Source organism: Nocardioides marmoriginsengisoli, assembly GCF_003725695.1.
Taxonomy (GTDB): domain Bacteria; phylum Actinomycetota; class Actinomycetes; order Propionibacteriales; family Nocardioidaceae; genus Marmoricola; species Marmoricola marmoriginsengisoli.
In genome coordinates, this window is record NZ_RJSE01000008.1 from 373,718 (window position 1) to 399,417 (window position 25,700).

Consider the following 25,700-nt stretch of genomic DNA (forward strand, 5'->3'; position numbering starts at 1 on the left):
TCGGCGCGGACGCTGGGAACGGCCGGTCAGGTCCTCCACCCGGTGTCCACGGGACCGACTCGCTGTGCCAGCATCGGGCGCATGGTGGAGGGCCGGCTGCGACGAGGTACTCCCGAGTCGCGGGCCTTCGCGGAGCGCGTCCAGGTCGTCATGGAGCTCACCTCGCGGCTGAACGTGCTGCCGTTCGGAGACCTCGAAGGACGGTGGTCGCTGCTCGGCGAGATCCTGGGCCGCCCGTTGCCGGACGACGTCACCATTTATCCGCCGTTCTACTGCGACTACGGCCTGGGGATCGAGTTCGGTGAGCAGGTCTTCGTCAACCAGGGCTGCTCCTTCCTGGATCTCGGCGGCATCCGCGTCGGTGACCGGGCGCTGATCGGCCCGGGAGTGACGCTGAGCACCGCGGGACATCCGGTCGAGCTGGCGGAACGGTACGACGGCATCACGTACGCGCCGATCGTGATCGAGGAGGACGTCTGGATCGGCGCGGCGGCGACGATCGCGCCGGGAGTCACGATCGGCCGGGGCGCGGTCGTCGGGGCCGGCGCGGTCGTGGCCAAGGACGTCCCGCCGATGACCGTCGTCACCGGTGCCGGGCACGTGGTGCGAAAGCTGCTCTAGAAGCACGGCTCCGATGCCCAGACGGTATGTCTGGTTCGTTGACACTAGAACGTGTTCCAGTGACGCTGGCACCCATGGAGCAGCTGAACGAGATCGCCTACTACGCCGTCACCCACCACCCCGCCGATGCGCGGAAGGTCTTCAGCGAGGCGACCGACGCCGAGGCCCTGGGGCTCGGGTCCTGCATGATCAGCGAACGCTTCACGGTCAAGGAGGCGGGAGCGCTCGCCGGTGCGGTCGCCGGCCGCGCGCCGTCCCTCGGGGTGGCCAGCGCGGCGATCAACCACCACACCCGGCACCCGATCGTGACGGCCACGCTGGGGTCGACGATGTACGCCCTGACCGACGGCAACTACGCGATGTCGTTCGGTCGGGGTGCCGCCGAGCACTGGAAGGCCATCGGTCTGCCGGTGATCACCGAGGCGGTGCTGCGCGACTTCATCGGGCTGCTGCGCCGGCTGTGGACCGAGGGCTTCGTCCTGGACCACGACGGCCCGGCCGGGAAGTGGCCGGTGCTGCACAACCGCAGCGGACTGGGCGAAGGACCGCCGCTCGGGCTGGTCGCGGTCGGGCCGAGGACGATGGCGTTGGCGGGGGAGACCTGCGACTTCGTCGTGCTGCACACCTTCTTCGGCGAGCAGGCGACGGCTGATTCGATCGCCGCGGTGCGGGCCGGCGCCGAGCGGGCCGGACGCGACCCGGACGCCGTCCGGATCTGGTCCTGCCTCGCCGCCGTACCCGACGGACTCTCCGAGGCCGACACGGTACGCCGCGGTGTCGGGCGCCTGGTGACCTACCTCCAGGTGTACGGCGACGTGCTGGTCTCCGTGAACGGCTGGGACCCGGCGGTGCTCGAGCGTCTCCGGGCGTCCGAGGTCTTCACCACGGCGGCCGCCGCGGGAGCCATCGATGCCACCGCCGACACCGAGACGCTGCTGCGGATCGCCGAGCTCATTCCCGACGAATGGCTCGCCGCCTCCGCCCGCGGTCGTTCCGAGGACGCCGCGCGCACGATCGCCCGCGAGCTCGAGCTCGGCTGCCACTCGGTGATCCTGCACGGCGCCGAGCCGCACGAGATCGCGCCGATGGTGGCGGCGTACCGCGAGATCAGGCCGGCCCTCGCACGGCCGGTCGCGACCAACCCGGGGCTCTTCGCCTGATCTAGGAGCGGATCACCCGTTGCTCGATCGCCGCGGCGACCGCTCCGGCCCGGGTGTCGACGCCGAGCTTGGTGTAGATGTGCGAGAGGTGCGACTTCACGGTCGCCTCGGAGACGAAGAGCTCCTGCGCGATCTCCTTGTTGCCCAGTCCGCGGGAAAGCAGCTCGAGGACCTCGACCTCGCGCTCGGTGATCGTGGTCGCCCCGGGGGTCGCGCGGCGTACGAGTGTCGCGGCGACCGACGGCGCGAGGACGGTCTCGCCGCGGGCGGTCGCCCGGATCCCGGCGAACAGCTCCTCGGGCGGCGCGTCCTTGAGCAGGTAGCCGCGGGCTCCTGCCTGGAGTGCCCGCAGGATGTCGGACTCGGTGTCGTAGGTGGTCAGCACGAGCACCTCCGGCGGTGCGTCGAGCGCGCGGAGCGCCTCAGTGACCTGGGCGCCGCCGGCCTCGCCGGCACCGAGGCTCAGGTCCATCAGGACCACGTCGGGCTGGTCGGCCGTGACCACCTGGACGGCGCTGCCCAGGCTGTCGGCCTCGCCGATCACGTTCAGGTCGTCCTGCCCGTCGATCAGCGCCCGCAGGCCCGCCCGGACGACGGGGTGGTCGTCGACCAGGACGATCCGGATCACGATGCTCCTCCGTCGGACGTCAGCGGGAAGCACACCGAGACCGACGTGCCCTCCCCGGGAGCACTCTCGATCGCGGCCTCACCGCCGAGTGCGGCAGCCCGGTCGCGGATCCCGCTCAGTCCGTGCCCGCGGGTCCCGTCAGCACGCACCAGCGCGGGATCGAACCCGCGGCCGTCGTCACGCACGTCCAGCACGACCTCGTCCGGGTGGTAGGTCAGCGTGAGCGCGACCCGGCCCGCGGCGGCGTGCTCGTAGGTATTGGCCAGCGCCCCGCGCGCCGTGCGCACCAGGGCCGCGGCGATCTCCGGCGGCACCGTCACCCGCACGCCGTGCTCCCGGACGTCGACCTCGAGGCCGGGCGCCGCCTGCTCCACCGCGCGGCGCAGGGCCGCGGGCAACGCCGATCCGGTGGCGTCGTCGGCAAGGTCGGCCGGCGCCAGGTCGCGGACCACCCGGCGTACCTCGTCGAGCCCGTCGCGTGCGGTCGCTGCGGCCGTGCTGACGTGCCCGCGGGCCGCCTCCGGTCGGCCGTCCCAGTCGTGCTCGGCGGCCTGGAGCAGCAGGTTGATGCTGGTCAGGCCCTGGCCGACGGAGTCGTGGATCTCGCGGGAGAGCCGGGTCCGCTCCGCGAGCGCACCGGTACGACGCTGCTCTGCGGCCAGCTCGGCCTGGGCGTCGACCAGCTGGTCGAGGACCTCCTGCCGTGCTCGGGACTCGAGGTCGAGCGCGCGGTACGCGAGCACGGTGATCAGCGCGACGCCGATCGGGCCGGCGACCTGGACGGGGTCGGTCCCGTCGGTGATCCGGGCCCAGGCCGCGGTCAGCAGCACCGTCATCGCGGACACCGTCCCGACCGCCCAGGCGAACGGCAGCACTCGCAGGACGGCGAACGCCACCGGCACGGCGCACCAGGCGAACGACGGAGCCACCGCCGTGAGGGCTCCCCACAGCAGCACCATCGCCGTGACCCAGACGGTCGGCCACCAGGCGCGGCCGCCGAGCAGGTCGCGGGTCGCGTAGGCCAGTGCCAGCGCCGCGGCGCCGGCGAGGACGGCTGCCCCGGTAGCGTCGAGGGCGTGGCGGTCGACGTACCGGATCGCGCAGGTGACCAGGAACACCACAAGGACCAGCAGCAGCCAGCGGTCCAGCCGGGCGGCCGGCGCGAGGATGCCGCGCACGCCGGGGCGGCGGACGGCGCGCCCGGTGGGGTCGGCGTGCTCGGCGGTGGTGGTCATGGTGCCACCAGCGTAGGGACGACGGCTCCTGGCGGCATCAACCAATTGGCTATCGAGGCGTAGCCGGCTGCCCGACGCCCGGGACCGGTGCCGCGACGCAAGGTTGAGGAACACACCGACCAACCCCTCCAGGAGCAGGAACATGAACCTCACCACCCCCGTCAACCGGACCCTTCTCGCGCTGGTCGTCGCCGGCACCCTCGGCGCGACCATCGCCGCCGCTGCGCCGGCCTCCGCGGACGCCTTCGGTCGCCCGTCGACCTACGTGCTCGACGGCGACGCGGACAGCCCGGTCGGCTCCAAGTTCGAAGGCATCGGTGCCGACGAGCTCCGCGGCCGCTTCTACGTCAGCGAGGTCACCGGCGGCGAGATCCACCGCGGCACGGTCCGCTCGGCCGACACCGAGCAGTGGATCGGCGGCGATGGCACCGACGGTCGCTACACCGCGCGCGGGATCACCGTGGACGGCGCCGGCAACGTGTACGTCGCGGGCGGGCCCAACGGCATCGGTACCGGCCGCCCCGACCTCTGGGTCTACTCCAAGGACGGCGACCTGCTCGCCGCGCTCCGCGCCCCGGGCAACGACGTCTTCCTCAACGACGTCGCCATCGGCCGGGACGGCGCGGCGTACTTCACGAACTCCAACGACGCCCAGATCTTCCGGGTCGCGAAGGGCCGCACCGGGTGGACCGCGCAGCTGTGGGCCGACGCCACCGGCACCATCGCCCGCGAGGCCGGCTTCAACCTGGGCGGCATCGTGCTCTCCGCGGACCGCAGCGGCTTCGTGGTCGCGCAGGGCAACGTCGGCAAGATGTGGCGCTTCGACGCCCGCACCGGCGCCGTCCGTGCGATCGCGACCGGTGGCGCCGACCTGGTCAACGCCGACGGCCTGGTCCGGCAGGGCAACCGCCTCACCGTGGTCCGGAACTTCAGCAAGATGATCGCCACCCTGCAGGTCTCGCCCGACGGTCGCCGGCTGGTGCTGCGCGACCAGCGGGCCAGCTCCCCGGACCGGGTGCTGACCACCGCGAAGGCGCTGCGCGGCCGGGTCCTGTACGTCGACAGCAAGTTCGACGAGGCCGTCGCCTCCGGCCCGTACCAGGTCATCACGGACCCGACGCGATGAACCTGCGCAGCACGGTCGCCGTCCTCCCGCTCGCGCTCGTCCTGAGCGCGTGCGGGGGCGGTGACCCCGCCTCTTCGCCGGATCCGACCGGCACCCCGAGCGCGAGCGCGCCCGCGCCGAGCGCGTCCCGTGCCCCGGGGCCGAAGGAGCAGGCTCGTCTGGACCAGCAGCTGCGGGACGCGGCCTGGAAGAACGACACCGCGGCCGCCCGGGCGCTGATCCGCCGGGGCGCCGACGTCAATGCGAAGGACGAGACCGAGCAGTCGGCGTACCTGATCGCGACGAGCGAGGGGTACCTCGACCTGCTCCGCCTCACCCTGCGCCACGGGGCGCGGGTCGACGACAAGGACAGCTGGAACGGGACCGGGCTGATCCGGGCGGCGGAACGTGGCCACGGACCGGTGGTCGGCGAGCTGCTCCGCGCCGGCATCGACCGTGACCACGTCAACCGGATCGGCTACCAGGCGATCCACGAGGCGGTCTGGCTCGGGGCGGACACCGCGGCGTACGCGACGACCGTGCGGGTACTCGTCGCCGGCGGTGCCCGGCTCTCCGACCGCTCGCCGTCGGCCGAACTGACGCCCCTGGAGATGGCCCGCGTGCGCGGGTTCGACCGATTGGAAAGGATCTTGACCATGACCACCTCTGCTCGTCCGCCGGCGAACCCCGACGCTGCGCTGCTCCGTGCCGCCGATCGCGGTGACGCCGATGCGGTCGCCGTCGCCCTCCGCGCCGGTGCCGACATCGAGGCCCGGGACGGGAGTCGCCGTACCGCCCTGCTGCTCGCCGCGACCTACGACCACGTGGCGGTCGCGAACGTCCTGGTCGCGCTGGGCGCAGACGCCGACGCCCTCGACGGCCGGCACGACACCCCGTGGCTGGTGACCGGCGTGACCGGAAGTGTCGCGATGCTCGAGGCGCTGCTGCCGGCGAACCCGGACCTGACGATCAAGAACCGGTACGGCGGCCTCTCGCCGATCCCGGCCAGCGAGCGCGGCCACGTCGACTACGTGCGCCGGGTCGTCGAGACGGACGTCGACCTCGACCACGTCAACGACCTCGGCTGGACGGCGCTGCTCGAGGCCGTGATCCTCGGTGACGGGGGAGCGGACCACCAGGAGATCGTCCGGATCCTGCTCGCCGCCGGCGTCGACCGCACCATCGCCGACAAGGACGGGGTCACCGCGCTGCGGCACGCCGAGAGCCGCGGGTACGACGAGATCGCCACGCTGCTGCGTCGCTGATCGACCCTCGCTCACCCGGGCGACCGCCGGTAGCATCCGAAGGGCCATGCACGAATGGAACGCACTGGTCGCCACCCACGCCGTCGCCGCAACCCTGGCCCTGGTGATCGGGGGCGCGAATCTCGTCCGCACCCCGCGAGGGGATCGGGCGCACCGGGTGCTGGGCCGGACCTGGCTGGTGGTGATGTACTTCGTCGCCGGGTCCTCGTTCTGGATCCAGCAGCTGCGCCCGGGCAACTTCAGCTGGATCCACGGCCTGAGCACCTTCACGCTGATCACGCTGACGCTGGGCTGGTGGTTCGCCCGGCACGGCAACCGGCCCGCCCACGCCGGCAACATGATCGGGACCTACCTGGGTCTGTGGGGCGCCTTCATCGGCGTGGTCGCCGTACCGTCGCGCCTGGTGCCGCAGGCGTTCCAGGACGATTGGTGGGCGATGTCGCTGCTGGTGTCGGGCATCGTGATGGTCGGTCTGGGTCTGGTGCTGGTGGTGACCAGGGCGTTGCAGCCGCGCTTGGTCTAGAGGTCGAGGAAGTCAGCCAGCCATTGCTTGATCTCGGCCAGGCAATCCGAGTCGACCTGACCGATCTCGGACCCAAGACGTTCCCGGCTGATCGTCCTGGGTTGCTCGGTGATGGCGAAGCTTCCGGACAGCTCAGGAATGCCGGCAAGTGGCACATGATTGGGCCACCCGCGATCGCTTCGTGAGATCGGAACGACGACGAGCAGCGCGGTGACGACGTCGATGTAGCCGTCCGACGACACCACGACCACCGGGCGGCGGCCGGTCTGCTCACGACCGACGGTGGGTTCGAGCCAGGCCCAAGCCACGGACCCTTGTCGGAGACCTGTCACACGTCGAGGTCCGCGTCGAGCCAGGCGTGGTCTTCGGGGGTCAGGTCCGAGGGGGTCGCGGCGATGGCAGAACGCAATGCCTCGAAGCGGAGGCCACGGTCGGCGGCGGCCGCGAGGCGAGTGAGGTGCTCGCCCAAGCTGACGTGAGCCGCAGATGCCTGCGCCTTGAGTCGATCGCGAGTCTCGGTGGAGACCTTGATGGTGGTCATGGTCATACTAAAAGTATACGTCTCGGACTCGCCTCGAGGCGCAGGATCGCCCAGGCCGGCATTGAGCCAGGCGATCTCGTCATCGCGCAAGCGTGCCGACGCGAGTTCGTCTCCCAGCTGACGCTGGGCAGACGACCGCCCGTCCGACGAAACGGTGGTGCGGAGGTTCGTGGCCAATCGTTTGTGCGTGGTCGACGTCATGCGCCCTGAGGCTAGGCGGAATTGCGATCGGCGCGAGGGACGTCTCCACAGGCCTGATCGAGGAAGCCAACGCGAGTGCGCAGAGGGCGAAGTCGATCCGTGGGCCGCGGCTCCGCTGGAAGCGCTGCCGGTAGAAGTCCCAGTCCGGGCAGCGCTCAGGAAGCGAAGGTTCGCAGGAATGCGACGCCCTGCTCCTGGACACCGGCTTCAATCTTGCGGGCGTACTCGACTGCGTCCTCCCGCGTACTCGCCTTGACGCGGCACTTCTCTCCGTTGTCGGCTTCGACGTCAACTGCCCAGGCGTCGCGGAGCACGTACTTCTGGACCAGTCGCGGAAGTACGCGGTAGTCGAGATAGGTGCTAGCGGGGTCGGTCAGGACTGGTGGTGTGAGCAGCTTGAACCGCATTCGCAGGAGCCGGTCCACGGCGGGCTCGACGCGTAGGGTCACCCGGACGCCGTCGGGTCCGTGGACGTCTGGGACCTGTCTCGCATCCGGTGAGGTCGGACTGTAGAGCTCTCGGCGGTGGTCCTTCTCCATGTCGCGATTGAAGCACGCGGTGGGCGGCGAGGAACCGTTCTCCTAGTCGGATAGATCCACAATCACCGGCGCATGGTCGCTCGGGCTCCCCGTCCCCTGCGCCGGGTCCCGCTCGTCGGTGTCGATGAAGGCGCCGGTCACGCGTGACGCCAGCGGGGGCGAGCAGAGGGCGAAGTCGATCCGCAGGCCGCGGTTCCGCTCGAAGCGCTGCCGGTAGTAGTCCCAGTAGGTGTAGACGTCCGGGCCGGGGGTGTGCGGGCGGGTCACCTCGGCGTACCCGGAGTCGAGGAACGCCTGGAACGCGGCGCGCTCCGGGGGCGTGACGTGGGTCGAGGTGGCGAATTGCGCCATGTCGAAGACGTCCTCGTCGGTCGGGGCGATGTTCCAGTCCCCGACGAGGGCGACCGGCTGGTCGGTCCACTCCGCTGCCGCCGTACGGAGCTTGCCGAGCCAGTCGAGCTTGTACGCGTAGTGCGGGTCGTCGATCTTCCGGCCGTTCGGGACGTACAGCGACCAGATCCGGACGCCGCCGCAGAGCGCCCCGATCGCCCGGGCCTCGCTGGCGCCGTCGAACTCCGGCATGTCCGGGAACCCGACGGTGACGTCCTCGATCCCGACCCGGGAGATGATCGCGACGCCGTTCCACTGGTTGTAGCCGGCGGCGGCGATGTCGTACCCGCGCGCGTGCAACCCCATCAGCGGCAGCTGGTCCTCGCGGGCCTTGGTCTCCTGCACCGCGAGCACGTCGATGTCGTGCCGTTCGAGGAAGGCCTCGACACGATCGATGCGGGAGCGGAGGGAGTTGACGTTCCAGGTGGCGATGCGCACCGCGTCAGGTTATCGACCCAGCACCATCGGGGCGACGACGGTCCGCGCGTACGCGTGCATCCGCGCCTTCGTGTCCAGCCGCGGGGGAGCGTCGGGAGTCAGCAGCAGCGACTGCGCCAGCCGGGCGAGCGTGACCGCCTGGTCGTCGATGTCGTCCACCTCGGGATTGCCGACGAACCTCCGCAGCGACCTGATCCGGTCGGCGACCAGCGCGGTCGAGAGCGTGAGGGTCTCGCCGGCGTTCAGGGTCAGGCCGACCAGGGTCTCGTCGCGGTCGATCACCAGGAGCTGCTGGAGCAGCGGGTTCTCGCGGAGCTGGGTGATCGTGACGGTGAAGAACGTCTCGACGTAGGCCACCGGCTCGAACCCCGCGGCCCCGGGCTCGGGCACCGGCCCGATCGCCGCCTCGATGACCGCGAGCACCTTCTGGGTCTCGGCCAGGTAGGTCTGCCGGACGATCTCGTCCTTGGTGCCGACCCGGCGGTAGAGCGTCGCCCGGTTGACCCCGGCGGTGCGGGCGATGTCGTCACCGCTGGTCCGCCGTACGCCGGTGCGCAGGAACTGTGCCCTGGCGGCGTCGAGCAGGCTCGTCACGGAGACCTCGGTCATGGCCCCGACTCTACACAATGCAACAAATTCTGTTGTACTGTTGCAGGCATGACCTTGCTCGATGAAGAGCCCGCGGCGGTTGCCGTCTCGGCTCAGGCCCTGGTGCCGCTGCCCGACGTCTCCGCTGCGCCGTACGGGTTGAGCGACTACGTCGGCGAGGCGTGCCTGCTGCTCGGCGCCGGATCCGCGGTGATGAACCAGCTCGCCCTGGTCGGCGTCGGCAAGGGCGTCGCCGAGCACTCCAACACCTTCGAGCGCCCGCTCGACCGGCTCCGGACGACCCTCACCTACGTCTACGCGCTGACCCTGGGCACCGAGGTCGAGCGCAAGGCGATCGCGCGGATGGTGAACAAGGCGCACGGGCCGATCAAGGGCGACGGATACACGGCGTTCGACCCGAAGCTCCAGCTCTGGGTGGCGGCGACGCTCACCGCGGGCGGCGAGCAGATGTACGAGAAGACCTTCGGCCCGATGGACGAGGCCAGCCGGGAACGCGCGTACCGCGAGGGCTGGATCCTCGGTACGGCGCTCCAGGTCACCGAGGACATGTGGCCGCGGACCCGCGCCGAGTTCTCGACGTACTGGGAGTCGATGCAGGCCGAGCTCAGCCCGGACCCGCACGTCCAGGCGTACGCGCGCCAGCTGCTCAGCGCCCGGGACGCCGCCTGGTACCTGGCCGGGTCGGTCGCGCTGCAGAGCCTGCTCACCCGCGGCAACCTGACCGCGCAGGTCCGTGAGGTGCTCGACCTTCCGTGGCGCCGGCGCGACCAGTGGGCGTACGACGCGTTCTGGGCGGTCTTCCGGACGACGTACCGGCTGGTGCCGAAGCGCCTGCGCACCCTGCACTCGCGGCTGCTGGTCAAGGACATGCGCAAGCGGATGAGGGCGAACCGCCGAGTCATCTGATCCGGACGTCGAGCCTGTCGAGATGCGCTTTGATCTGACCATGAAGAAGTTCATCCAGGGCATGCTCGTGGTCGCGATCCTCCTCGACATCACCTACTGGACGATCTGGTTCACCAACCGCGACTGGATCGCCAGCGAGCACACCCAGGCGTACTACGACTTCGAGAACGCCTTCCCGCTCGCCGATCTGTGGCTCGGTGTCGCCTGCCTGCTCGCGCTGATCACGCTGCGCGCGGGCAAGCCGAGCGCGTTGCTGTGGCTGCTCTGCTCGGGCAGCGCCGGGCTGTACCTGTTCGCGATGGACTTCCTGTACGACGTCGAGAACGGGATCTTCACCAAGGGCGGCGGGGGAGCCTTCGAGGCCGTGATCGTGGCGCTGACGCTGTTCTTCTCGGTGACCGTGCTGACCTGGAGCTGGCGGCACCGCGGCGAGCTGCTCTCAGGAGACACGCCCTAGCACCCAGTCGGCCAGCCGGTCCGCGACCTGCTCCCAGCCGGCGTCCAGCATCACGTCGTGGCCGATGCCCTCGATCATCACCGGCTCGGTGCCCCAGGCCCGCGCGGTCGCGGCGACGTCCTCCCGGGTGAAGATCGGGTCCTCGCCGGCACCGAGAACGAGGACCGGTACGTCGAGCGGGACCGGTTTGGGGCGGTCGAGCACGAGCATGTCCAGGAAGGCCCGGTAGGACTCGGACTGCACCCGGTCGGTGGCGGCGTCGACGATCTCGGCCGGTGTCCCGGGCCGGAAGAACAGGCTGCGCACCTGAGCCTCTGTCCGCGCCAGTCGGCCGAGGTCGAGGGTCGCGTTGGCGGCCAGGAACGTGCCGGGGCTGTGCCGTGCGACCTGGAGCGTCACGCCGATCACCCCGCGGGGCGGCATCGAGGCGAGCAGCGCGGCCCCGGCGATGGCCGGCCGGTCCGGTCGCGAGAGCAGCCCCTGGACGACACCGCCGCCCATCGAGTGCCCGGCGACGAACGGGGTGTCGAGGTCGGCGACGACGGCGGCCACGTCGTCCACGTAGTCGCGCATCCGGAGCCGGTTGAGCCGGACGCCGTCCGCGGACCCGGCGTGCCCGCGCAGGCTCGGCGCAACGCTGGAGATGCCGCGCTCGGCGAGCCGCTGGGCGAAGCCGTCCTGCCAGCACCAGGCTCCGTGCCAGGCACCGTGGACCAGGACGACGGTGGCGCGCGGGTCGGGGGCATCGACGCGGATGAGCTCCATCGGGCCAGCCTGCCCTAGAACCCGCTGGTGGTCCTCGCTTCGCTCGTGAACCTGACGCTCGGTAGGCTCCGCAGGTGGCTCTCACTATCGGAATCGTCGGACTCCCCAACGCAGGCAAGTCGACGCTCTTCAACGCCCTGACCAAGAACAACGTGCTCGCGGCGAACTACCCGTTCGCCACGATCGAGCCGAACGTCGGCGTGGTCGCCGTACCGGACCCGCGGCTGGACAAGCTCGCCGAGATCTTCGGCTCGGCCAAGATCCTCCCGGCCAGCGTGGAGTTCGTGGACATCGCCGGCATCGTCGCCGGTGCCTCGCAGGGCGAAGGCCTCGGCAACAAGTTCCTCTCCCACATCCGCGAGGCCTCGGCGATCTGCCAGGTGACCCGGGTCTTCCGCGACGAGGACGTCACCCACGTCGACGGTGAGGTGAACCCGGCCTCGGACATCGGCACCATCCAGACCGAGATGATCCTGGCCGACCTGCAGACCGTCGAGAAGGCGATCCCGCGGCTGGAGAAGGAAACCCGCGGCAACAAGGCGATCGCCGCGAACCTCGCCGCCGCCCAGGAAGCCCTCGCCGCGCTCGAGGCCGGTACGCCGGTGATCGCGACCAAGATCGACCTCGACCTGGTCCGGGAGCTCTCGCTGCTCACCGCGAAGCCGTACATCTACGTCTTCAACTGCGACGCCGACGAGCTCGGCGACGAGGACCTCAAGAACCAGATGCGCGCCCTGGTCGCGCCGGCCGAGGCGATCTTCCTGGACGCCAAGTTCGAGTCCGAGCTGGTCGAGCTCGGCGACGACGACGAGGCCCGCGAGATGCTCGCCGAGATGGGCATCACCGAGCCGGGCCTCGAGGTTCTCGCGCGGGTCGGCTTCGACACCCTCGGTCTGCAGACCTACCTGACCGCCGGCCCCAAGGAGGCCCGTGCCTGGACGATCAAGAAGGGCGCGACTGCTCCCGAGGCTGCCGGCGTCATCCACACCGACTTCCAGAAGGGCTTCATCAAGGCCGAGATCGTCTCCTTCGACGACCTGGTCGCCGCGGAGTCGATGGCGGCGGCGAAGGCGGCCGGCAAGGTGCGGATGGAAGGCAAGGAGTACGTGATGGTGGATGGGGACGTGGTGGAGTTCCGCTTCAACGTCTGAGGAATGTTGGCCTCTTGCGAGGTTGCCGTGGAACTCCTGATTGATGTTGAGGCGAGCGTAGAACACGACGCCGACTGGTGGAGCATCGTCACCCCTTGCTGGAGCAGCCCCCGCAGGTGGCCTTGTTTCCCGGTCTTGCCTGTCTTTCCGCATCCGAAGCGGAATGCTACAAAGTCGGGCTGACGCATGATTCTCGTTTCCCCGCGACGATTGCGACGCTCGATAGTGCGCACGCTCAGCCCTTGCGGTTCAGGGGCTGCCCGTCGGTCTCTTCGTTGAAGGTGTGAACGTCGATGAGGAAGGGGTCCCACTTCTCTGCAGGCTCAAGTGGCTCACTTGAACGGAAGCCGTACTCGTCTTCCAGTGGTAGCGGTCGTAGGCGAGGAGGACGCCGCTCTCCTAGCGCTCTACTTGCGCCTCGACAACACCGTTGAGTACCCAGAAGTAGTACGTGCAGTGCCCCCAGGAGTCGTGTACATATCGCCGCGAGCCTCGCTCCAGGGGCGACGGTAGAAGCGGCTCTCGCCGAACTCCGGGACGTCGTAGATGGGGCCGCTTGTCATCGGAACTCAGCAACGACCTCGATGAGGCCCACGATGTGCTGGTTGAACTCCTCCAAGTCTTCAGCGGGAATCCAGTACTCCAAGATGGTCTGCCCTCCTGCTTGCTGAACGTCGTAAAGGTCCAGGTAGGACTTCTCGACCTCGAAGCGGGTCACGTACCCGACCCCACTGGCCTTGACGTTCCAGTCTCTGGCGATGCGGGTTGCGTAGTCCTCGTTGAGGACCGGGTAGAAGATGGGTTGGTCTGGAAGTCGCGGTGGCCATTCGCGCCAACCCGACTCCTCAACGAGTGCCAGCTCTTCCGGGCCGGTCGGCCTCCACAACGTCACGGTCTCGACGTTTGTCACGGCAACCACTTCCTGGGCAGGTCGTCGACGGAGCGCAGCATGGCTTCGAAGTCCGACCGTGTGCAGTCGAGTAGCCCACGAGCTGGGCCGCTCAGGTCGGCAGCAAGGTGAGCGAAGCCGTCGATTGGGTCTGCGCCGAAGCCGGGATACTCCCCGACCAGGTTCATGGCGCGCATGTAGTCCGCGTGGCTGACTGACAAATCGCCCCAGTGGTACTCGACGATGCCAAGGCCGTACCGCACGTGAGTCTCGATGCCCCTGGCGCCCGCCTTCCAGTACCCGATTGCGAACGGGCCGCCCGACGACTTGCCCGTCTCCACAGTGGCCATTGCGTACCCGAACGGTTCCAGTACTGGGGACAGCAGGGCTGAACCCGCCTTGAGGATGTCGCTTGGGTCTGCCACGCCCCAAGTATCGCCCGCGTGGTCGAGCAATGGTCTCGGTCATCGCGGCGGAAGCCGCTCGCCGTGGCTGGGATGACATCGCCTTCATGTCCGACGAGGGGTTCTCGGCCAAGAACCTTTCGCGTCCATCCATTGCGGCTGCCTTGGAGATGCTGCGGAAGGGCCAGGCCTCGGTACTGGTCGTGTCCAAGCTCGACCGGCTGTCGCGGTCTCTCCTCGACGTTGATGGACCGTGCCAAGCGCGAGGAATGGCAACTGGTCGTACTCGACCTGGCCATCGACACTACGGTCCCCTCCCGCGCTGATGGCGAACGTCATGGCCGCCTTCGCTGAGTACGAGGGTCAACTCATCGGTGCACGTACCAGTGCGGCGCTTCAGCAGTTGAAGGCACAGGGCAAGCGGTTGGACGTCCTCGGACTCTCTCGTCGGACGTCACCGAGCGTGTTGTGGCTGCGCGGTCGAGGGGGGTAACTCTCGCCGCTATCGCTGATGAGTTGAACGCGGACGCGGTGCCTACGGCCAGGGGAGGGGCAAAGTGGTATCCGTCGACCGTGAAGGCTGTACTCGTCTCAGCCGAGCTTGATGCGTCAGCGGCTTGACCAGTCGTTCCACTCGCCCCGGCGCAAAACCGGAAGCCAGGTCTCCAGGCTCGCACCGAGGGTCTCCAGCAGCGGTTGCCCGATAACGCAGAGCGACCGCTCCCAAGGGTGTCCGAAGACGCCTGAGCTGAAGTCGTCGGTGAAGAACGCGTAGTAGTCACCGTTCGGGAACACCGGTATCGCCCAGGTCGGGTTGGGGGAGTAGGACAGGTCCTCTGGGGCAAACCGGTATGCCGGGTGCTGCCAGTCCAAGGCAAGGAGCGTCTGGCCAGGGAGAGCGGTGACGAACGCCCGCAGGGCCTCGGCGTTGATGGAGCTCTCGCCTGCGGCGAAGGTTGGGCCCTCGCGGTCGAACACCGGAGCAAGGTCGAAGGTCGCCGAGTGCTCGGGTTCCCTGATGGCTGGCCAAGTATCAGGCGACATCCCAGCCCGAAACTCGAACCGAGTCTCGAAGTTGCTCCACGCCCAGCGGTACTCGGAATCGCTCAGCTCGACCCAGGCGTTCTGCGGGTGACGCTGCTTGAACACTGCCACCGCCGCTTCGTTGAGGTCGAAGTACGCCTCCCAGAAGCCTGGGTTCAAGAACTCCGCCGGTCCAAGGATGGTTCCTTGGTCGCTGACCTCGACACGCCAGTCGCTCGGCACGGAGTCATCGACGGTGACGAATCCGCGTGCATCGAACAAGGCCGGAGTGCCGTCGTTCGACATGATGCGGAAGGACGTTCGCTTCGGGTCGGTGTAGACCTCGATGACTTCGTAGATGGCACCGTCGGTCAAGTAGTCACCGCCACCGCCATCAGCAGAGCGCTTCGGATAGAGCGAGGCGTCGTAGCGAACTTGCACCCTCGCATCGTGGCATGTCTTGCGGTGAAGGAAGGTGAGCCGACCACTCGGGCCGGCTCACCTCACTCTCGTTACCTCAGTAGCAAGGGTCGTACGGTGCGAGTGCATCGAACCAGCCTTCAGCAGTTCCGGAGGAACTGTTGAAGTACGTGATGGTCGACGGCGACGTGGTGGAGTTCCGCTTCAACGTGTAGTTCCGTCCGCCGACGCTGACGATTCTGATCAATGTGGTCGTGCCCAGCCAGCCCCGGCAGCCAGTTTGATCAGATCTAGCGCCTGACTACCCTGGAGTCATGGCTGACGGCAAGCGGTCCCGGACCGGCACGTTCTGGGGGATTCCGTACGACTGGCGCCGGCCGACGCGGGCACGCTTCAAGGAGCGGATGTGGAACCCCGAGGACCCGCGGTTCATGACGCCGCGTGCGTTCGGGTGGGGGTACGACCTGAACTTCTACCGGTTGTTCCACCGGCGCTCGAAGTAGGCCACTACTTGTAGTACGTGTAGGTCAGTCGCACGCTGTCGACGAGATACGAGCGCTTCTTGGTGATGGGTCGCCGACTCGGCTTCCCGATGGCAGTGACAGAGTTGATTCGTTGCCATCGCCCGGATTGCCGCGGGAGACAAGGACTGTGAGCGTGGTCGAGATCGAAGGGCTCCTCGTCGCGGACCCACCCGAGGCGTGGGCGGCGGCAGGGTTCGCCGTCGACCCCGACGGCGTGTGCCGGGTGGGCGGCGTGCGGATCCGGCTGGTCGGGCGGGATGCCGGCACCGGCATCGTCGGCTGGTCGTTGCGTGGAGTCGCTGCGGACCTCGCCGACCTGGACGGCGTACCGTCGAGCGTCTCCGACGAGCCCGCCGACAACCCGGCGATCCACCCGAACGGCGCCACCGGGATCGACCACGTCGTGCTCCTCTCGCCCGACCTGCGTCGTACGGTCGCGGCGTTCGAGGCTCTCGGCGTCAGCCCGCGCCGGGAGCGTGACGGTGAGCTCGGGGGCCAGCCGATCCGGCAGATCTTCTTCCGGCTCGGCGCGGTGGTCGTGGAGGTGATCGGCTCGGCGGACGCGGCTGACGAGGGCCCGTCGTCGCTGTGGGGGATCACGTACGACGTCCAGGACATCGATGCCATCGCCACGTTCCTCGGCGAGCGCACCTCCCCGGTCAAGGACGCCGTCCAGCCCGGCCGTCGGATCACCACGCTGCGCCACCGCGACCTGGGGATGTCGGTCCGAACGGCGTTGATCTCGCCGCGCCCTCCTCGCTAGGTCCTGTCGGCGCGGCCCGCTAGAAAGGTGCCCATGAAAGACGTCTGGCCCTTCGTCCGCGACGAACGCCTTGCCCTGATCGCCGACCTCGAGCCGCTCACCGCGGAGCAGTGGGAGGTCGCGTCGCTCTGCGGCGACTGGACGGTGCGCGACGTGGCCGCGCACCTCGTCGACACCGCGAAGGCCTCGGTGCCCAGCTTCCTGCTCGACATGGCCCGGGCGCGCTTCGACTTCGACCGGCAGAACCAGACCGGCGTCGACCGGGAGCTCGGCGCGGACCCGGCCGAGACACTGGAGCGGATGCGGGCGACGGTCGAGCTGCGCAAGTCCCCACCGGCTCCGCGCGACAGCCGGCTGGTCGAGGCGATCGTCCACGGCGAGGACATCCGCCGACCGCTCGGGATCACCCGGCCCTACCTGACCGAGGCGGTCGTCGACGCGTTCAAGGCCCAAGCCGGTACGTCGGAGTCGTTCGGCGGTGCCAAGAAGACGCTTGCCGGGCTCACGCTCGCCGCCGTCGACGCCGACCTGAAGCACGGCGACGGCCCTCGGGTGGAGGGGCCTGCGCTGTCGCTGCTGCTGGTGGCCTCCGGGAGGCGCGGTGCTGTCGACGAGCTGCACGGGCCCGGTCTGGACACCTTGCGTGCGCGGCTGCTGGCACGCTGAAGCAGAATGGTGCCGTGAGCGAAGACGTGGTGGTGATCCACACCGACGGTGGCTGCACGCCGAACCCCGGACCCGGCGGCTGGGGAGCCGTACTCCGACAGGGCGAGCACGTCCTCGAGCTCTTCGGCGGCGAGGCCGGTGAGACCACCAACAACCGGATGGAGCTGACCGCGCCGATCATGGCGCTGGAGGCGCTGAAGCGCCCGGTGGTGGTGCACCTCAACACCGACAGCACCTACGTCCGCAACGGCATCACCAAGTGGGTCCTCGGCTGGGAGAAGAACGGCTGGAAGACCTCGGGCAAGCAGCCCGTCAAGAACGTCGACCTCTGGCAGCGGCTCCAGGCCGCCTGCGCCCGGCACCAGGTCGAGTGGTTCTGGGTGAAGGGCCATGCCGGCATCGCCGACAACGAGCTCGCCGACCAGCTGGCGACCAAGGGGATGCAGCAGGCGATCGCGGGCGCAGGCTGACGTTGTCGGTGCCGCGTGCACATAATCGGCTCATGGCGTACGACGAGGACCTGGCGGACCGGATCCGCGAGCTGACCCAGAACCAGGACGCACTCACCGAGAAGCGGATGTTCGGCGGGCTGGCGTTCCTGGTCAACGGCAACATGGCGGTCGCCGCCAGCGGCCAGGGCGGTCTGATGCTGCGCGTCGATCCGGCGCTCTCCGAGGAGTACGTCGACGACGTCCACGTCACCAGGATGGAGATGCGCGGCCGGGAGCTGGACGGCTGGCTGCGGGTCGCCGACGAGGGGCTGAGCGACGCCGCGCTGGCGCGCTGGGTGGACGTGGGCACCTCCTACGCACGCAGCCTGCCGGCGAAGCCGCGATGAGCGAAGGCTTGCTCGCCCGTCTCGGTGCCACCTTGCCGGTGGTCGCCGCGCCGATGGCGGGCGGTCCGACGACCCCGGCACTCGTCGTCGCGGCTGGTCGCTCCGGTGCCGTCGGGTTCCTGGCCGGCGGGTACAAGACCGCGGCAGACGTCGCCGCGCAGGTCGACGAGGTCCGCGCTGCGGGTGTGCCGTTCGGGGTGAACCTGTTCGCGCCGAACCCGGTCCCGGTCGATCCGGCGGCGTACGCGCGCTACGCCGACGACTTGGCGGCACTGGCCGCGCCGTACGCGATCGACCTGACGGCGGTGCCGATCCGCGAGGACGACGACGACTGGGCCGCGAAGGTCGCCGTGCTGCTGGCGCGCCCGGTGCCGGTGGTCAGCTTCACCTTCGGCATCCCGGAGCCCGCGCTGGTCGCCGAGCTCCGCGCGGCCGGCACGATCACCGTCCAGACCGTGACCAGCGTCGCCGAGGCGACCGCCGCCGCCGGGGCCGGGGTCGACGGGCTCGTCGTCCAGTCCGTCCTCGCCGGCGGGCACTGGGGCACGCTCACGCCCGAGGTCCCGGGAGAGCCGATCCCGACGGCCGAGCTGGTCGGTGCGATCAGGGCCGCGGTCGACCTGCCGATCTGGGGTGCCGGCGGGGTCGGCTCCGCGGACGACGTCGCCGCGATCCGTGCCGCCGGTGCCGAGGCGGTCGTCGTGGGCACCGCGCTGCTCCGCTGCGCCGAGGCCGGTACGTCGGCGACGTACCGAACGGCACTGGCCGATCCGACCCGGACCACGACCTCGGTGACCAGGGCGTTCTCGGGGCGTCCGGCCCGCGGGCTCCGCAACGCCCTGATGGACCGGTACGACGACCTCGCACCCGCGGGCTACCCGGCGGTGCACCACCTGACGACCCCGTTGCGCCGCGCGGCCGCGGCGGCCGGCGATCCGGAGGCGATCAACCTCTGGGCCGGGACGGGTTTCCGGTCGGCGACCGAGGAGCCGGTCGCGGACATCCTGCGCCGGCTCGCCGGCCTCACTTCCGGATAGCTCCGGGCCACATCTGGTCGAGGACGTAGCGGTTGCCGATCGACGCGTCGTACTGCATCAGCCGGGCGTCCTCGAGCACCTGCTTGGCGTCCGGGGGCAGGTCGGCGGGATCGACCTGGTCGCCGTTCGGAGTCAGGAACCGACCCTGCTCGATCGCGCTGACCCGGGTGCGCAGCCGTTCGAGCAGCGCGAAGTACGGCGGGACCGGGGCGTCGGCGACGTCGTACAGCAGCGGCAGGAAGAAGATCGGACTGGTCACCGGCAGCGGGCGCTGCTGGTTGCCCTCGCTGCTCCACAGCAGGAACGGTGTCTCGCGCATCCGCAAGGTCGAGTTGGCGCCCTTCACGTCCGAGCCGTAGATGCCCGGGAGGTGATCGCCGTAGAAGACCACCACGGTCTTCTCGCCGGACTCCTTCAGGTCCTCGAGGAAGTCCGCGAGAGCCTCGTCGGTGTGCGCGAGCCCGCGGGCGTAGTTGCCGACCCGGTTCGCCTGGCCGCCGCCGATCCCGGAGACCTTGATCGGGTCGTCGTAGCTGTCGTCCATCGGGATGTGGTTCTGCATCGTGACCAGGTTGATCATCAGCGGCTTCTCCGACTTCGAGATCTGCCGCTCGACCTCGTCGAACGCGGACTCGTCGGAGATGAACTCGCTGTCGTCGATCCGCTTGTTCTCGGCCATCGTCGAGTCGTGGATGAACGACTCGAAACCGAACGCCTTGTAGACGCTCTTCCGCTTGTACATCCCGGTGTTGAACGGGTGGATCGCGATCGGCGTGTGGCCGTGCGAGGCGAACCAGCCGACCGCGGACGGGTAGTCGCGGTACTGCGTCACCAGCTGCTGGTACGGCGACTGCAGCTGCGGCACGAACAGGCCGATCGACTGGCCGGTCAGAGTCTCGAACTCCATGTTCGCGGTCCCGCCGCCGAGCAGCTGCGCGAGCATGGTGCCGGAGGCGGTCGAACCCATCAGCGCGCGGGTCCGGGGGATCGGGTCCTCGGCGAGCTTGAACCCGTCCAGCCGGGTGGGGTCGCTGAACGACTCGCTGAGCACGAAGACCACGTTGGTGTCGTCCAGCGAACCGGTGCGATGGGCGTTGATCCGGGCCGCCTCGTGCTCGTACCGCGCGGCGAGCGTCTCCATCGTCACCTTCGAGTACGTCGGCGGGGTGTCCATCGCGAGCGTCGGCATGTTGTACAGGAAGCCGCCGATGAAGCCGTGCGCCTGGTAGTTGGTGACCTGGTTCCAGTTCCGCCAGCCGTTGGGGGAGACCTCGTACAGCTGGCGCCAGCGGTTGCCGGGATCGTTGAACTGCAGGGTGTTGGCGAGCATCGCGACGGCGATCCCCACGATCGCGACGCGCGCCCCGAGTGCGGCGAGCCGCTTCGGTGTCGACAGGCCCTTCGGCCAGTACCCGATCAGCTTCCGCTCGCGGCGCCGGGAGAGCACGACGGTGGCGACGACGATCCCGGCGACGACCAGCGCCGCGATCACCAGCACCGCCGGCGAGACCATCGTGGTGAGGAAGCCGGGCTCGCGCAGGAAGTCGGTGTCGCTCGGGTAGAGCGGCTCGGAGCGGAGGTTGAGCTTGATCCGGTTGGCGACGGCGACCACGAAGACGAAGACCCCGAGCAGTCCGGTCGACAGGACTACCCGGTTGGTCACCCCGATCAGCACCAGCAGGATCAGCCAGACGACCAGGATGTCGGCCACGAAGCTGATCCCGAGGAGGTTGGCCGCCCACCACTTGGGCGCACCGGTGATCAGGCCGGAGAGCTCGAGGACGAAGGTGAGCCCGATGGCGGCGATCGCCGAGAACCGCAGCCCCCAGATCAGCGTGCGGCGCGTCGAGGGTACGGCGGCGGCCCGGGGCTTGGCAGGCTCGTAGTGCAAGGTCTCGGCTCTCGTGAGGGCCGCGTCGTTCAGCGGCCCGTCATGTTATCGCCGTTGCCTGTTCACCTTCGGGATCTTTTCCGCAGGTCGGCCGGCTAGGCGGCGAGCAGGTCGGTCGCGTCGATCGCTAGCACCAGGGCGCCGATCATCGAGGCGCGGTCACCGAGGGCGGCGACCAGGACCGGGGTGGTCGACGTACCGGCCAGGACGTGGCGGCGCAGGCCGAGGCGCGCGGACTCGAGCAGCAGCTCGCCGGCGTGCGACATGTCGCCGCCGACCAGGATCACGTCCGGATTGAGCAGGTTCGTGACGGTGGCGAGGCCCCAGCCGAGGTGCAGGCCGGCGTCCTCGAAGACTCGCAGCGCCGAGACGTTGCCCTGCTGGGCGGCCTCGATGATCGCGTCGACGCCGGCCCCCGGCAGGTGCTCGGCCATCATCGACAGCGCCGTACCGGTGGCGGCGTACGCCTCCAGGCAGCCGCGGCTGCCGCAGCGGCACAGCGGACCCTGGTCGTCGAGGGTCAGGTGGCCGATCTCGCCGGAGGTGCCGGCCGAGCCTCGGAAGAGCTGGTTGTCGAGGATCAGCCCGGCGCCGACACCGGAGGAGACCTTCACGAAGATCACGTTGGCGTGGCCGCGGCCGTGTCCGTGCCGGTGCTCGGCGAGCGCGCCGAGGTTCGCGTCGTTCTCGATCAGGACGTCGACCCCGAGAGCGCGGGCGGCCTCGTCGCGGGCGTTGACGCCGACCCAGCCGGGCAGGATCGCCGAGCTCATCACGATGTTGTTCGAGATCGGGGCCGGGAGGCCCATCCCGATGTTGCGCACGTCCGAGAGCTCCGCGCCGAGCCCGTCGAGCAGCCGCATCAGCATCGTGCGAGCCGTGTCGAGACCCTCGGTGTGCTGGTGGCCGGGGGAGATCCGCCGGCGCTCCTCCGCGAGCACCTCGCCGGACATCTCGCTGATCGCGACCGAGACGTGGCTGTGGCCGAAGTCGACCCCGGCGACCAGGCCGGCGCCGCGGGCGAGCCGGACCGTCGTCCCGCGTCGGCCGGCACCGGCGACGGTGCTGACCACCTCGGCAGCGGCGAGCTGGCGCACGATCGTGGACACGGTGCCGGCGGCGAGGCCGGTCTCGCGGGTGATGTCGGCCTGGGTCGCGGCCTCGGTGCCCCGATCGAGCAGGACCGCGAGCACCCGGCGCTGGTTCGCGACTCGCAACGACGCGGCAGAACCCGGAGCGGACCGAGGGGCGTCGTCGAAAGACATGGATGAACTGTGCTGCAACGTCCCACTAGTCGTCAAGAGATAGGGACAAAGAGTCCGCGAACCAGAATTGTCACAAAGTTATATTCAACTCTTGACGACTACGGTGTGACCCAGCACACTCAGAGATGCCGTAAGGGCGTCAGGCTCCCCGCCAAGCCCCCACCCCTCCAGGAGGATCTCCGTGACATCTCTCATCCGTCGTGCAGCCGTCATCGGCGCCACGATCGCCCTGGGCGCCGGCGGTCTCGCCGCGTGTGGCAGCCCGAACGACTCCGAAAGCTCCAGCAAGGACAAGAAGGTCATCGCGCTGCTGCTGCCGGAGACGAAGACCGCTCGCTACGAGGCGTTCGACAAGCCGCTGTTCGAGGGCAAGGTCAAGGACCTCTGCGACGACTGCACCGTCAAGTACTACAACGCCGACCAGGACGCGACCAAGCAGGCGCAGCAGGTCGAGACCGCCATCACCGCCGGCGCGAAGGTCATCGTGCTGGACCCGGTCGACGGCAAGGCCGCTGTCGGCATGGTCAAGTCGGCGCACGACGCCGACGCGCAGGTGATCGCGTACGACCGGTTCATCGAAGGTGCCGACTACTACATGTCCTTCGACAACGAGACGGTCGGGAAGCTCCAGGCCGAGGCGCTGATCGAGGCGATGGGCGACAAGGGCGGCTACCTCCAGCTCAACGGTGCGCCGACCGACCCGAACGCGGCCCAGTTCAAGGCCGGTGCCGACAAGGCGTTCGCGGCCAGCAACCTCAAGCTGCTGACCTCGACGTCGTACGACAACCCGGACTGGTCGCCGAACAACGCGCAGAAGTACGTCTCCGACCAGCTCAGCAAGATCGACCCGTCGGAGATCAAGGGCGTCTACGCCGCGAACGACGGGCAGGCCGGCGGTGTGATCGCCGCGCTGACCGGTGCCGGGGTGAAGGCCGACGCGCTGCCCCCGGTCACGGGTCAGGATGCCGAGCTCGCCGCGATCCAGCGGATCATTGCCGGTGAGCAGTTCATGACGATCTTCAAGTCGTACTTCATCGAGGCGGAGAAGGCCGGCGAGGTCGCGGTCGCGATCGCCAACGGCGACGACGTCGGCGAGACCACCGACTTCCAGGGCGTCAAGTCGTTCATCTTCGACCCGGTCGTGGTCAAGAAGGACAACGTGAAGGCGGACATCGTCGACAGCGGTCTCTACAAGGTCGCCGACATCTGCACCGCGGAGTACGCCGACGCCTGTGCGGCGGCCGGTCTCTCTTGATGGTTGCTGCTCCAGCGATGGAGGTGCCGGTCGGGGACAGCGTGCTGTCCCTGACCGGCATCAACAAGCGGTTCGGCGCGGTCCAGGCCCTCACCGACGTCCACCTGCGGGTGGATGCCGGCGAGGTCGTGGCCCTGGTCGGCGACAACGGCGCCGGCAAGTCGACCCTCGTCAAGGTGATCTCCGGCGTCTACACGCCGGACTCGGGGGAGATCACCTTCGACGGCAAGCAGGTCGCTCCGCGCGGCCCTGCCCAGGCCCAGGCGCTCGGCATCGCGACCGTGTTCCAGGACCTCGCCCTCTGCGACAACCTCGATGTCGTCGCCAACCTCTTCCTCGGCCAGGAGCACACCGCCGGCCCGATCCTCAACGAGGTGTCGATGGAGCAGGAGGCGTGGCGGCTGCTGCGCTCGCTCTCCGCGAAGATCCCCTCGGTGCGGATCCCGATCGCCGCGCTCTCCGGCGGCCAGCGCCAGACGGTCGCGATCGCGCGCAGCCTGGTCGGCGCCCCGAAGGTGGTCATGCTCGACGAGCCGACTGCCGCGCTCGGTGTCGCGCAGACGGCGGAGGTGCTCAACCTCGTCGAACGGCTCCGGGACAACGGCCTCGGCGTCATCCTGGTCAGCCACAACATGGCCGACGTACAAGCAGTCGCCGACCGGATCGTCGTACTCCGGCTGGGGCGGAACGCGGCCGAGTTCCGGACCGAGGAGGTCACCACCGAGCAGCTCGTCGCCGCGATCACCGGCGCCTCCGACAACGTCGTGACCGAACGGGCCCAGCGGTCGCGATTCACCGACCGGTCCACCGATGCCCCGGGAGGCAGTGATGGCTGACTCGCGTACGGCGGAGGAGCCCGGGCCCGCGGTGCCGCTGCCGACCGACCTGACCGACGAGCGGCTGGTCGGCTCGACCGGCCTGGCCGGCTGGATCAGTACGGCGAAGAACCGGCTCCGGGGCGGTGACCTCGGCAACCTCCCGGTGATCCTCGGGCTGATCATCATCTCGGTCGTCTTCTACGCCCAGGAGCCGACCTTCCTGTCCTCGCGGCAGCTGGTCACGATCACCCAGTTCGCGGCGCCGGTCGGGATCATCTCGCTCGGCATCGTGCTGGTGCTGCTCCTCGGCGAGATCGACCTGTCGGTCGGCTCGATGAGCGGGCTCGCCGCGGCCGTGATGACGGTGCAGATCGTGAACCACGGTCACGGACTCTGGTTCGGCATGCTCGCCGGCGTCCTGACCGGGGTCGGCATCGGTGTCCTGTACGCGTTCCTCTACGTCCGGGTGGGGGTGCCGAGCTTCGTAATCTCGCTGGCCGGCCTGCTCGGGCTCCAGGGCCTGCTGCTCTACGTGCTCGGCAAGAACGGCACCATCAACCTCCCCAACGACCTCGGGCTGGTCACGTTCGCCCGGTACAAGTTCGTCAGCGGGACGCCGGCGTACCTGATGGTGGTCGGGATCGTCCTGGTCTACTTCGCCGTCAGCCTCTACGGGATCTCGAGGCGCAAGCGCGCCGACCTCAGTACGCCGTCGCTGGGCGGCCTGATCGTGCGGTCGGTGGCGCTGCTCGCCGGTCTGCTGTACCTGACCTACTACCTGGACATCGACCGAGGCTGGAGCTACCTCTGGCTGACGTTCGTGGCCGCGGTCGTGGTGATGGACCTGGCGCTGCGACGGACGACCTGGGGGAGGCACCTCTTCGCGGTCGGCGGCAACGAGGAGGCGGCCCGTCGCTCCGGAATCAAGGTCGGCCGGATCTACCTGTCGGTCTTCGTGCTCTGCTCGACCCTGGCATCGATCGGCGGCCTGCTCGCCGCTGCCCAGCTGACCTCCGTGTCCCAGACGAGCGGCACCACCGACACCAACCTGACCGCGATCGCGGCGGCGGTGATCGGCGGTACGTCGCTGTTCGGCGGTCGCGGATCGGCGTACTCGGCGCTCCTCGGCATCCTGGTGCTCCAGGCGATCCAATCCGGGTTGAACCTGCTCGGCGTCGACTCGTCGGTGAAGTACATGATCACCGGCGGAGTGCTGCTCCTCGCCGTGGCGATCGACTCGGTCGCCCGCAGGGCAAGGTCCTCGTCCGGCCGCGGTTGATCCAGCTTTCTGGCCCGCCGAACTGATACGACGCAGCTCGGCGGGTCAGGACCTCAGCGGGGGGTGGGGTGCCCGTAGGTGGTGGTGCGTTCGG

33 protein-coding genes are annotated in these 25,700 nt (G+C 69.3%); 20 read left to right on the plus strand and 13 right to left on the minus strand.

The window, feature by feature from the left end; all coding sequences use genetic code 11:
- Nucleotides 1-81: 81 nt before the first annotated feature.
- Both EFK50_RS22895 and EFK50_RS18510 read left to right on the plus strand, forming a co-directional pair.
- Nucleotides 82-621 (plus strand): DapH/DapD/GlmU-related protein, encoded by a 540-nt coding sequence (locus tag EFK50_RS22895; RefSeq protein WP_123229057.1) that lies wholly within the window; start codon nt 82-84, stop codon nt 619-621.
- Between the two features lie 74 nt (nt 622-695).
- Nucleotides 696-1,781, plus strand: coding sequence for a TIGR03857 family LLM class F420-dependent oxidoreductase (locus tag EFK50_RS18510; RefSeq protein WP_183407912.1), 1,086 nt, complete (start codon nt 696-698; stop codon nt 1,779-1,781).
- A 1-nt stretch (nt 1,782) separates the two neighbouring features.
- On the opposite strand, the gene EFK50_RS18515 is transcribed toward EFK50_RS18510, so the two are convergent.
- Nucleotides 1,783-2,409, minus strand: coding sequence for a response regulator (locus EFK50_RS18515; RefSeq protein WP_123229058.1), 627 nt, complete (start codon nt 2,407-2,409; stop codon nt 1,783-1,785).
- Nucleotides 2,406-3,644: a sensor histidine kinase gene (locus EFK50_RS18520; protein ID WP_123229059.1), complete on the minus strand. Its 1,239-nt coding sequence runs from the start codon at nt 3,642-3,644 to the stop codon at nt 2,406-2,408. The genes EFK50_RS18515 and EFK50_RS18520 overlap by 4 nt, the downstream gene beginning before the upstream one ends.
- A gap of 142 nt (nt 3,645-3,786) precedes the next feature.
- On the opposite strand from EFK50_RS18520, the gene EFK50_RS18525 reads away from it, so the two are divergent.
- The 3 genes from EFK50_RS18525 to EFK50_RS18535 are packed head-to-tail and all read left to right on the plus strand — an operon-like array spanning nt 3,787 to nt 6,537.
- A complete protein-coding gene (locus EFK50_RS18525) occupies nt 3,787-4,770 on the plus strand; it encodes an SMP-30/gluconolactonase/LRE family protein (protein WP_183407913.1) in 984 nt (327 codons plus the stop codon).
- The gene (locus EFK50_RS22545; RefSeq protein WP_246004229.1) at nt 4,767-6,014 is read left to right on the plus strand and encodes an ankyrin repeat domain-containing protein; all 1,248 of its coding nucleotides are present in this window, start codon (nt 4,767-4,769) and stop codon (nt 6,012-6,014) included. The genes EFK50_RS18525 and EFK50_RS22545 overlap by 4 nt, the downstream gene beginning before the upstream one ends.
- A 46-nt stretch (nt 6,015-6,060) precedes the next feature.
- The gene (locus EFK50_RS18535; RefSeq protein ID WP_123229060.1) at nt 6,061-6,537 is read left to right on the plus strand and encodes a DUF2306 domain-containing protein; all 477 of its coding nucleotides are present in this window, start codon (nt 6,061-6,063) and stop codon (nt 6,535-6,537) included.
- Here the strand turns inward: EFK50_RS18535 and EFK50_RS18540 are convergent.
- The 5 genes from EFK50_RS18540 to EFK50_RS18560 form a co-directional block, all read right to left on the minus strand.
- Nucleotides 6,534-6,845, minus strand: a complete 312-nt coding sequence (locus EFK50_RS18540) for a type II toxin-antitoxin system PemK/MazF family toxin (RefSeq protein WP_123229061.1) — start codon at nt 6,843-6,845, stop codon at nt 6,534-6,536. The two genes, EFK50_RS18535 and EFK50_RS18540, sit on opposite strands and share 4 nt — an antisense overlap.
- A gap of 20 nt (nt 6,846-6,865) precedes the next feature.
- Complete coding sequence (locus EFK50_RS22550; protein ID WP_221177469.1) at nt 6,866-7,279, minus strand: hypothetical protein; 414 nt, start codon at nt 7,277-7,279, stop codon at nt 6,866-6,868.
- A 155-nt stretch (nt 7,280-7,434) separates the two neighbouring features.
- Entirely contained in the window at nt 7,435-7,818 is a 384-nt protein-coding gene (locus EFK50_RS18550) for a hypothetical protein (protein ID WP_123229062.1), read from the minus strand.
- 42 nt (nt 7,819-7,860) lie between these two features.
- Nucleotides 7,861-8,646 carry an exodeoxyribonuclease III gene (locus tag EFK50_RS18555; protein ID WP_123229063.1) on the minus strand — a complete coding sequence of 262 codons (786 nt, stop codon included), beginning with the start codon at nt 8,644-8,646 and terminating at the stop codon, nt 7,861-7,863.
- Between the two features lie 9 nt (nt 8,647-8,655).
- On the minus strand, nt 8,656-9,255 hold the full coding sequence (locus EFK50_RS18560) for a TetR/AcrR family transcriptional regulator (protein WP_123229064.1): 600 nt from the start codon (nt 9,253-9,255) through the stop codon (nt 8,656-8,658).
- Between the two features lie 48 nt (nt 9,256-9,303).
- Between EFK50_RS18560 and EFK50_RS18565 the strand changes: the two genes are divergently transcribed.
- Together EFK50_RS18565 and EFK50_RS18570 are read left to right on the plus strand one after the other, a co-directional pair.
- Nucleotides 9,304-10,161, plus strand: a complete 858-nt coding sequence (locus EFK50_RS18565) for an oxygenase MpaB family protein (protein WP_123229065.1) — start codon at nt 9,304-9,306, stop codon at nt 10,159-10,161.
- 22 nt (nt 10,162-10,183) lie between these two features.
- Nucleotides 10,184-10,618, plus strand: a complete 435-nt coding sequence (locus EFK50_RS18570; RefSeq protein WP_148046230.1) for a hypothetical protein — start codon at nt 10,184-10,186, stop codon at nt 10,616-10,618.
- Here EFK50_RS18570 and EFK50_RS18575 read toward each other — a convergent pair.
- Nucleotides 10,601-11,383: an alpha/beta hydrolase gene (locus EFK50_RS18575; RefSeq protein WP_123229067.1), complete on the minus strand. Its 783-nt coding sequence runs from the start codon at nt 11,381-11,383 to the stop codon at nt 10,601-10,603. The genes EFK50_RS18570 and EFK50_RS18575 overlap by 18 nt on opposite strands.
- Nucleotides 11,384-11,457: 74 nt before the next feature.
- On the opposite strand from EFK50_RS18575, the gene ychF reads away from it, so the two are divergent.
- Nucleotides 11,458-12,534, plus strand: a complete 1,077-nt coding sequence (ychF, locus tag EFK50_RS18580) for a redox-regulated ATPase YchF (protein WP_123229068.1) — start codon at nt 11,458-11,460, stop codon at nt 12,532-12,534.
- A gap of 559 nt (nt 12,535-13,093) precedes the next feature.
- Here ychF and EFK50_RS18585 read toward each other — a convergent pair.
- Both EFK50_RS18585 and EFK50_RS18590 read right to left on the minus strand, forming a co-directional pair.
- Complete coding sequence (locus EFK50_RS18585) at nt 13,094-13,444, minus strand: hypothetical protein (RefSeq protein WP_123229069.1); 351 nt, start codon at nt 13,442-13,444, stop codon at nt 13,094-13,096.
- Nucleotides 13,441-13,848 carry a hypothetical protein gene (locus EFK50_RS18590; RefSeq protein ID WP_148046231.1) on the minus strand — a complete coding sequence of 136 codons (408 nt, stop codon included), beginning with the start codon at nt 13,846-13,848 and terminating at the stop codon, nt 13,441-13,443. Before EFK50_RS18590 ends, EFK50_RS18585 begins: the two co-directional genes overlap by 4 nt.
- Nucleotides 13,849-13,934: 86 nt before the next feature.
- Here EFK50_RS18590 and EFK50_RS23000 point away from each other — a divergent pair, with 86 nt between their 5' ends.
- From EFK50_RS23000 to EFK50_RS23010, 3 genes are read left to right on the plus strand one after another with little or no spacing between them, the layout of a single operon-like run.
- Nucleotides 13,935-14,153, plus strand: a complete 219-nt coding sequence (locus tag EFK50_RS23000) for a recombinase family protein (RefSeq protein WP_425454390.1) — start codon at nt 13,935-13,937, stop codon at nt 14,151-14,153.
- Nucleotides 14,154-14,164: 11 nt separating this feature from the next.
- On the plus strand, nt 14,165-14,320 hold the full coding sequence (locus EFK50_RS23005) for a recombinase family protein (RefSeq protein WP_425454391.1): 156 nt from the start codon (nt 14,165-14,167) through the stop codon (nt 14,318-14,320).
- Nucleotides 14,296-14,448: a recombinase family protein gene (locus EFK50_RS23010; protein ID WP_123229073.1), complete on the plus strand. Its 153-nt coding sequence runs from the start codon at nt 14,296-14,298 to the stop codon at nt 14,446-14,448. The genes EFK50_RS23005 and EFK50_RS23010 overlap by 25 nt, the downstream gene beginning before the upstream one ends.
- Here EFK50_RS23010 and EFK50_RS18610 read toward each other — a convergent pair.
- A complete protein-coding gene (locus tag EFK50_RS18610) occupies nt 14,437-15,291 on the minus strand; it encodes a DUF2716 domain-containing protein (protein WP_221177470.1) in 855 nt (284 codons plus the stop codon). The genes EFK50_RS23010 and EFK50_RS18610 overlap by 12 nt on opposite strands.
- 293 nt (nt 15,292-15,584) lie before the next feature.
- On the opposite strand from EFK50_RS18610, the gene EFK50_RS18615 reads away from it, so the two are divergent.
- From EFK50_RS18615 to EFK50_RS18640, 6 genes are all read left to right on the plus strand, one after another.
- Nucleotides 15,585-15,773, plus strand: a complete 189-nt coding sequence (locus tag EFK50_RS18615; RefSeq protein ID WP_123229074.1) for a DUF5808 domain-containing protein — start codon at nt 15,585-15,587, stop codon at nt 15,771-15,773.
- A gap of 154 nt (nt 15,774-15,927) precedes the next feature.
- On the plus strand, nt 15,928-16,557 hold the full coding sequence (locus EFK50_RS18620) for a VOC family protein (protein ID WP_221177471.1): 630 nt from the start codon (nt 15,928-15,930) through the stop codon (nt 16,555-16,557).
- Between the two features lie 33 nt (nt 16,558-16,590).
- On the plus strand, nt 16,591-17,223 hold the full coding sequence (locus tag EFK50_RS18625; RefSeq protein WP_123229076.1) for a maleylpyruvate isomerase family mycothiol-dependent enzyme: 633 nt from the start codon (nt 16,591-16,593) through the stop codon (nt 17,221-17,223).
- A 14-nt stretch (nt 17,224-17,237) separates the two neighbouring features.
- Nucleotides 17,238-17,693 (plus strand): ribonuclease HI, encoded by a 456-nt coding sequence (gene rnhA, locus EFK50_RS18630; protein WP_123229077.1) that lies wholly within the window; start codon nt 17,238-17,240, stop codon nt 17,691-17,693.
- Nucleotides 17,694-17,725: 32 nt separating this feature from the next.
- Nucleotides 17,726-18,061, plus strand: a complete 336-nt coding sequence (locus tag EFK50_RS18635; RefSeq protein WP_123229078.1) for a TfoX/Sxy family protein — start codon at nt 17,726-17,728, stop codon at nt 18,059-18,061.
- Nucleotides 18,058-19,098 (plus strand): NAD(P)H-dependent flavin oxidoreductase, encoded by a 1,041-nt coding sequence (locus EFK50_RS18640; protein ID WP_123229079.1) that lies wholly within the window; start codon nt 18,058-18,060, stop codon nt 19,096-19,098. The genes EFK50_RS18635 and EFK50_RS18640 overlap by 4 nt, the downstream gene beginning before the upstream one ends.
- Here EFK50_RS18640 and EFK50_RS18645 read toward each other — a convergent pair.
- Both EFK50_RS18645 and EFK50_RS18650 read right to left on the minus strand, forming a co-directional pair.
- Nucleotides 19,085-20,989, minus strand: coding sequence for an LTA synthase family protein (locus tag EFK50_RS18645; protein ID WP_123229080.1), 1,905 nt, complete (start codon nt 20,987-20,989; stop codon nt 19,085-19,087). The genes EFK50_RS18640 and EFK50_RS18645 overlap by 14 nt on opposite strands.
- 95 nt (nt 20,990-21,084) lie before the next feature.
- A complete protein-coding gene (locus EFK50_RS18650) occupies nt 21,085-22,254 on the minus strand; it encodes an ROK family transcriptional regulator (protein WP_123229081.1) in 1,170 nt (389 codons plus the stop codon).
- Nucleotides 22,255-22,435: 181 nt separating this feature from the next.
- Here EFK50_RS18650 and EFK50_RS18655 point away from each other — a divergent pair, with 181 nt between their 5' ends.
- From EFK50_RS18655 to EFK50_RS18665, 3 genes are read left to right on the plus strand one after another with little or no spacing between them, the layout of a single operon-like run.
- Nucleotides 22,436-23,509 (plus strand): substrate-binding domain-containing protein, encoded by a 1,074-nt coding sequence (locus tag EFK50_RS18655; protein ID WP_246004230.1) that lies wholly within the window; start codon nt 22,436-22,438, stop codon nt 23,507-23,509.
- A complete protein-coding gene (locus EFK50_RS18660) occupies nt 23,509-24,345 on the plus strand; it encodes an ATP-binding cassette domain-containing protein (protein WP_246004231.1) in 837 nt (278 codons plus the stop codon). Before EFK50_RS18655 ends, EFK50_RS18660 begins: the two co-directional genes overlap by 1 nt.
- The gene (locus EFK50_RS18665; protein ID WP_123229084.1) at nt 24,338-25,606 is read left to right on the plus strand and encodes a sugar ABC transporter permease; all 1,269 of its coding nucleotides are present in this window, start codon (nt 24,338-24,340) and stop codon (nt 25,604-25,606) included. The genes EFK50_RS18660 and EFK50_RS18665 overlap by 8 nt, the downstream gene beginning before the upstream one ends.
- Nucleotides 25,607-25,700: the final 94 nt, after the last annotated feature.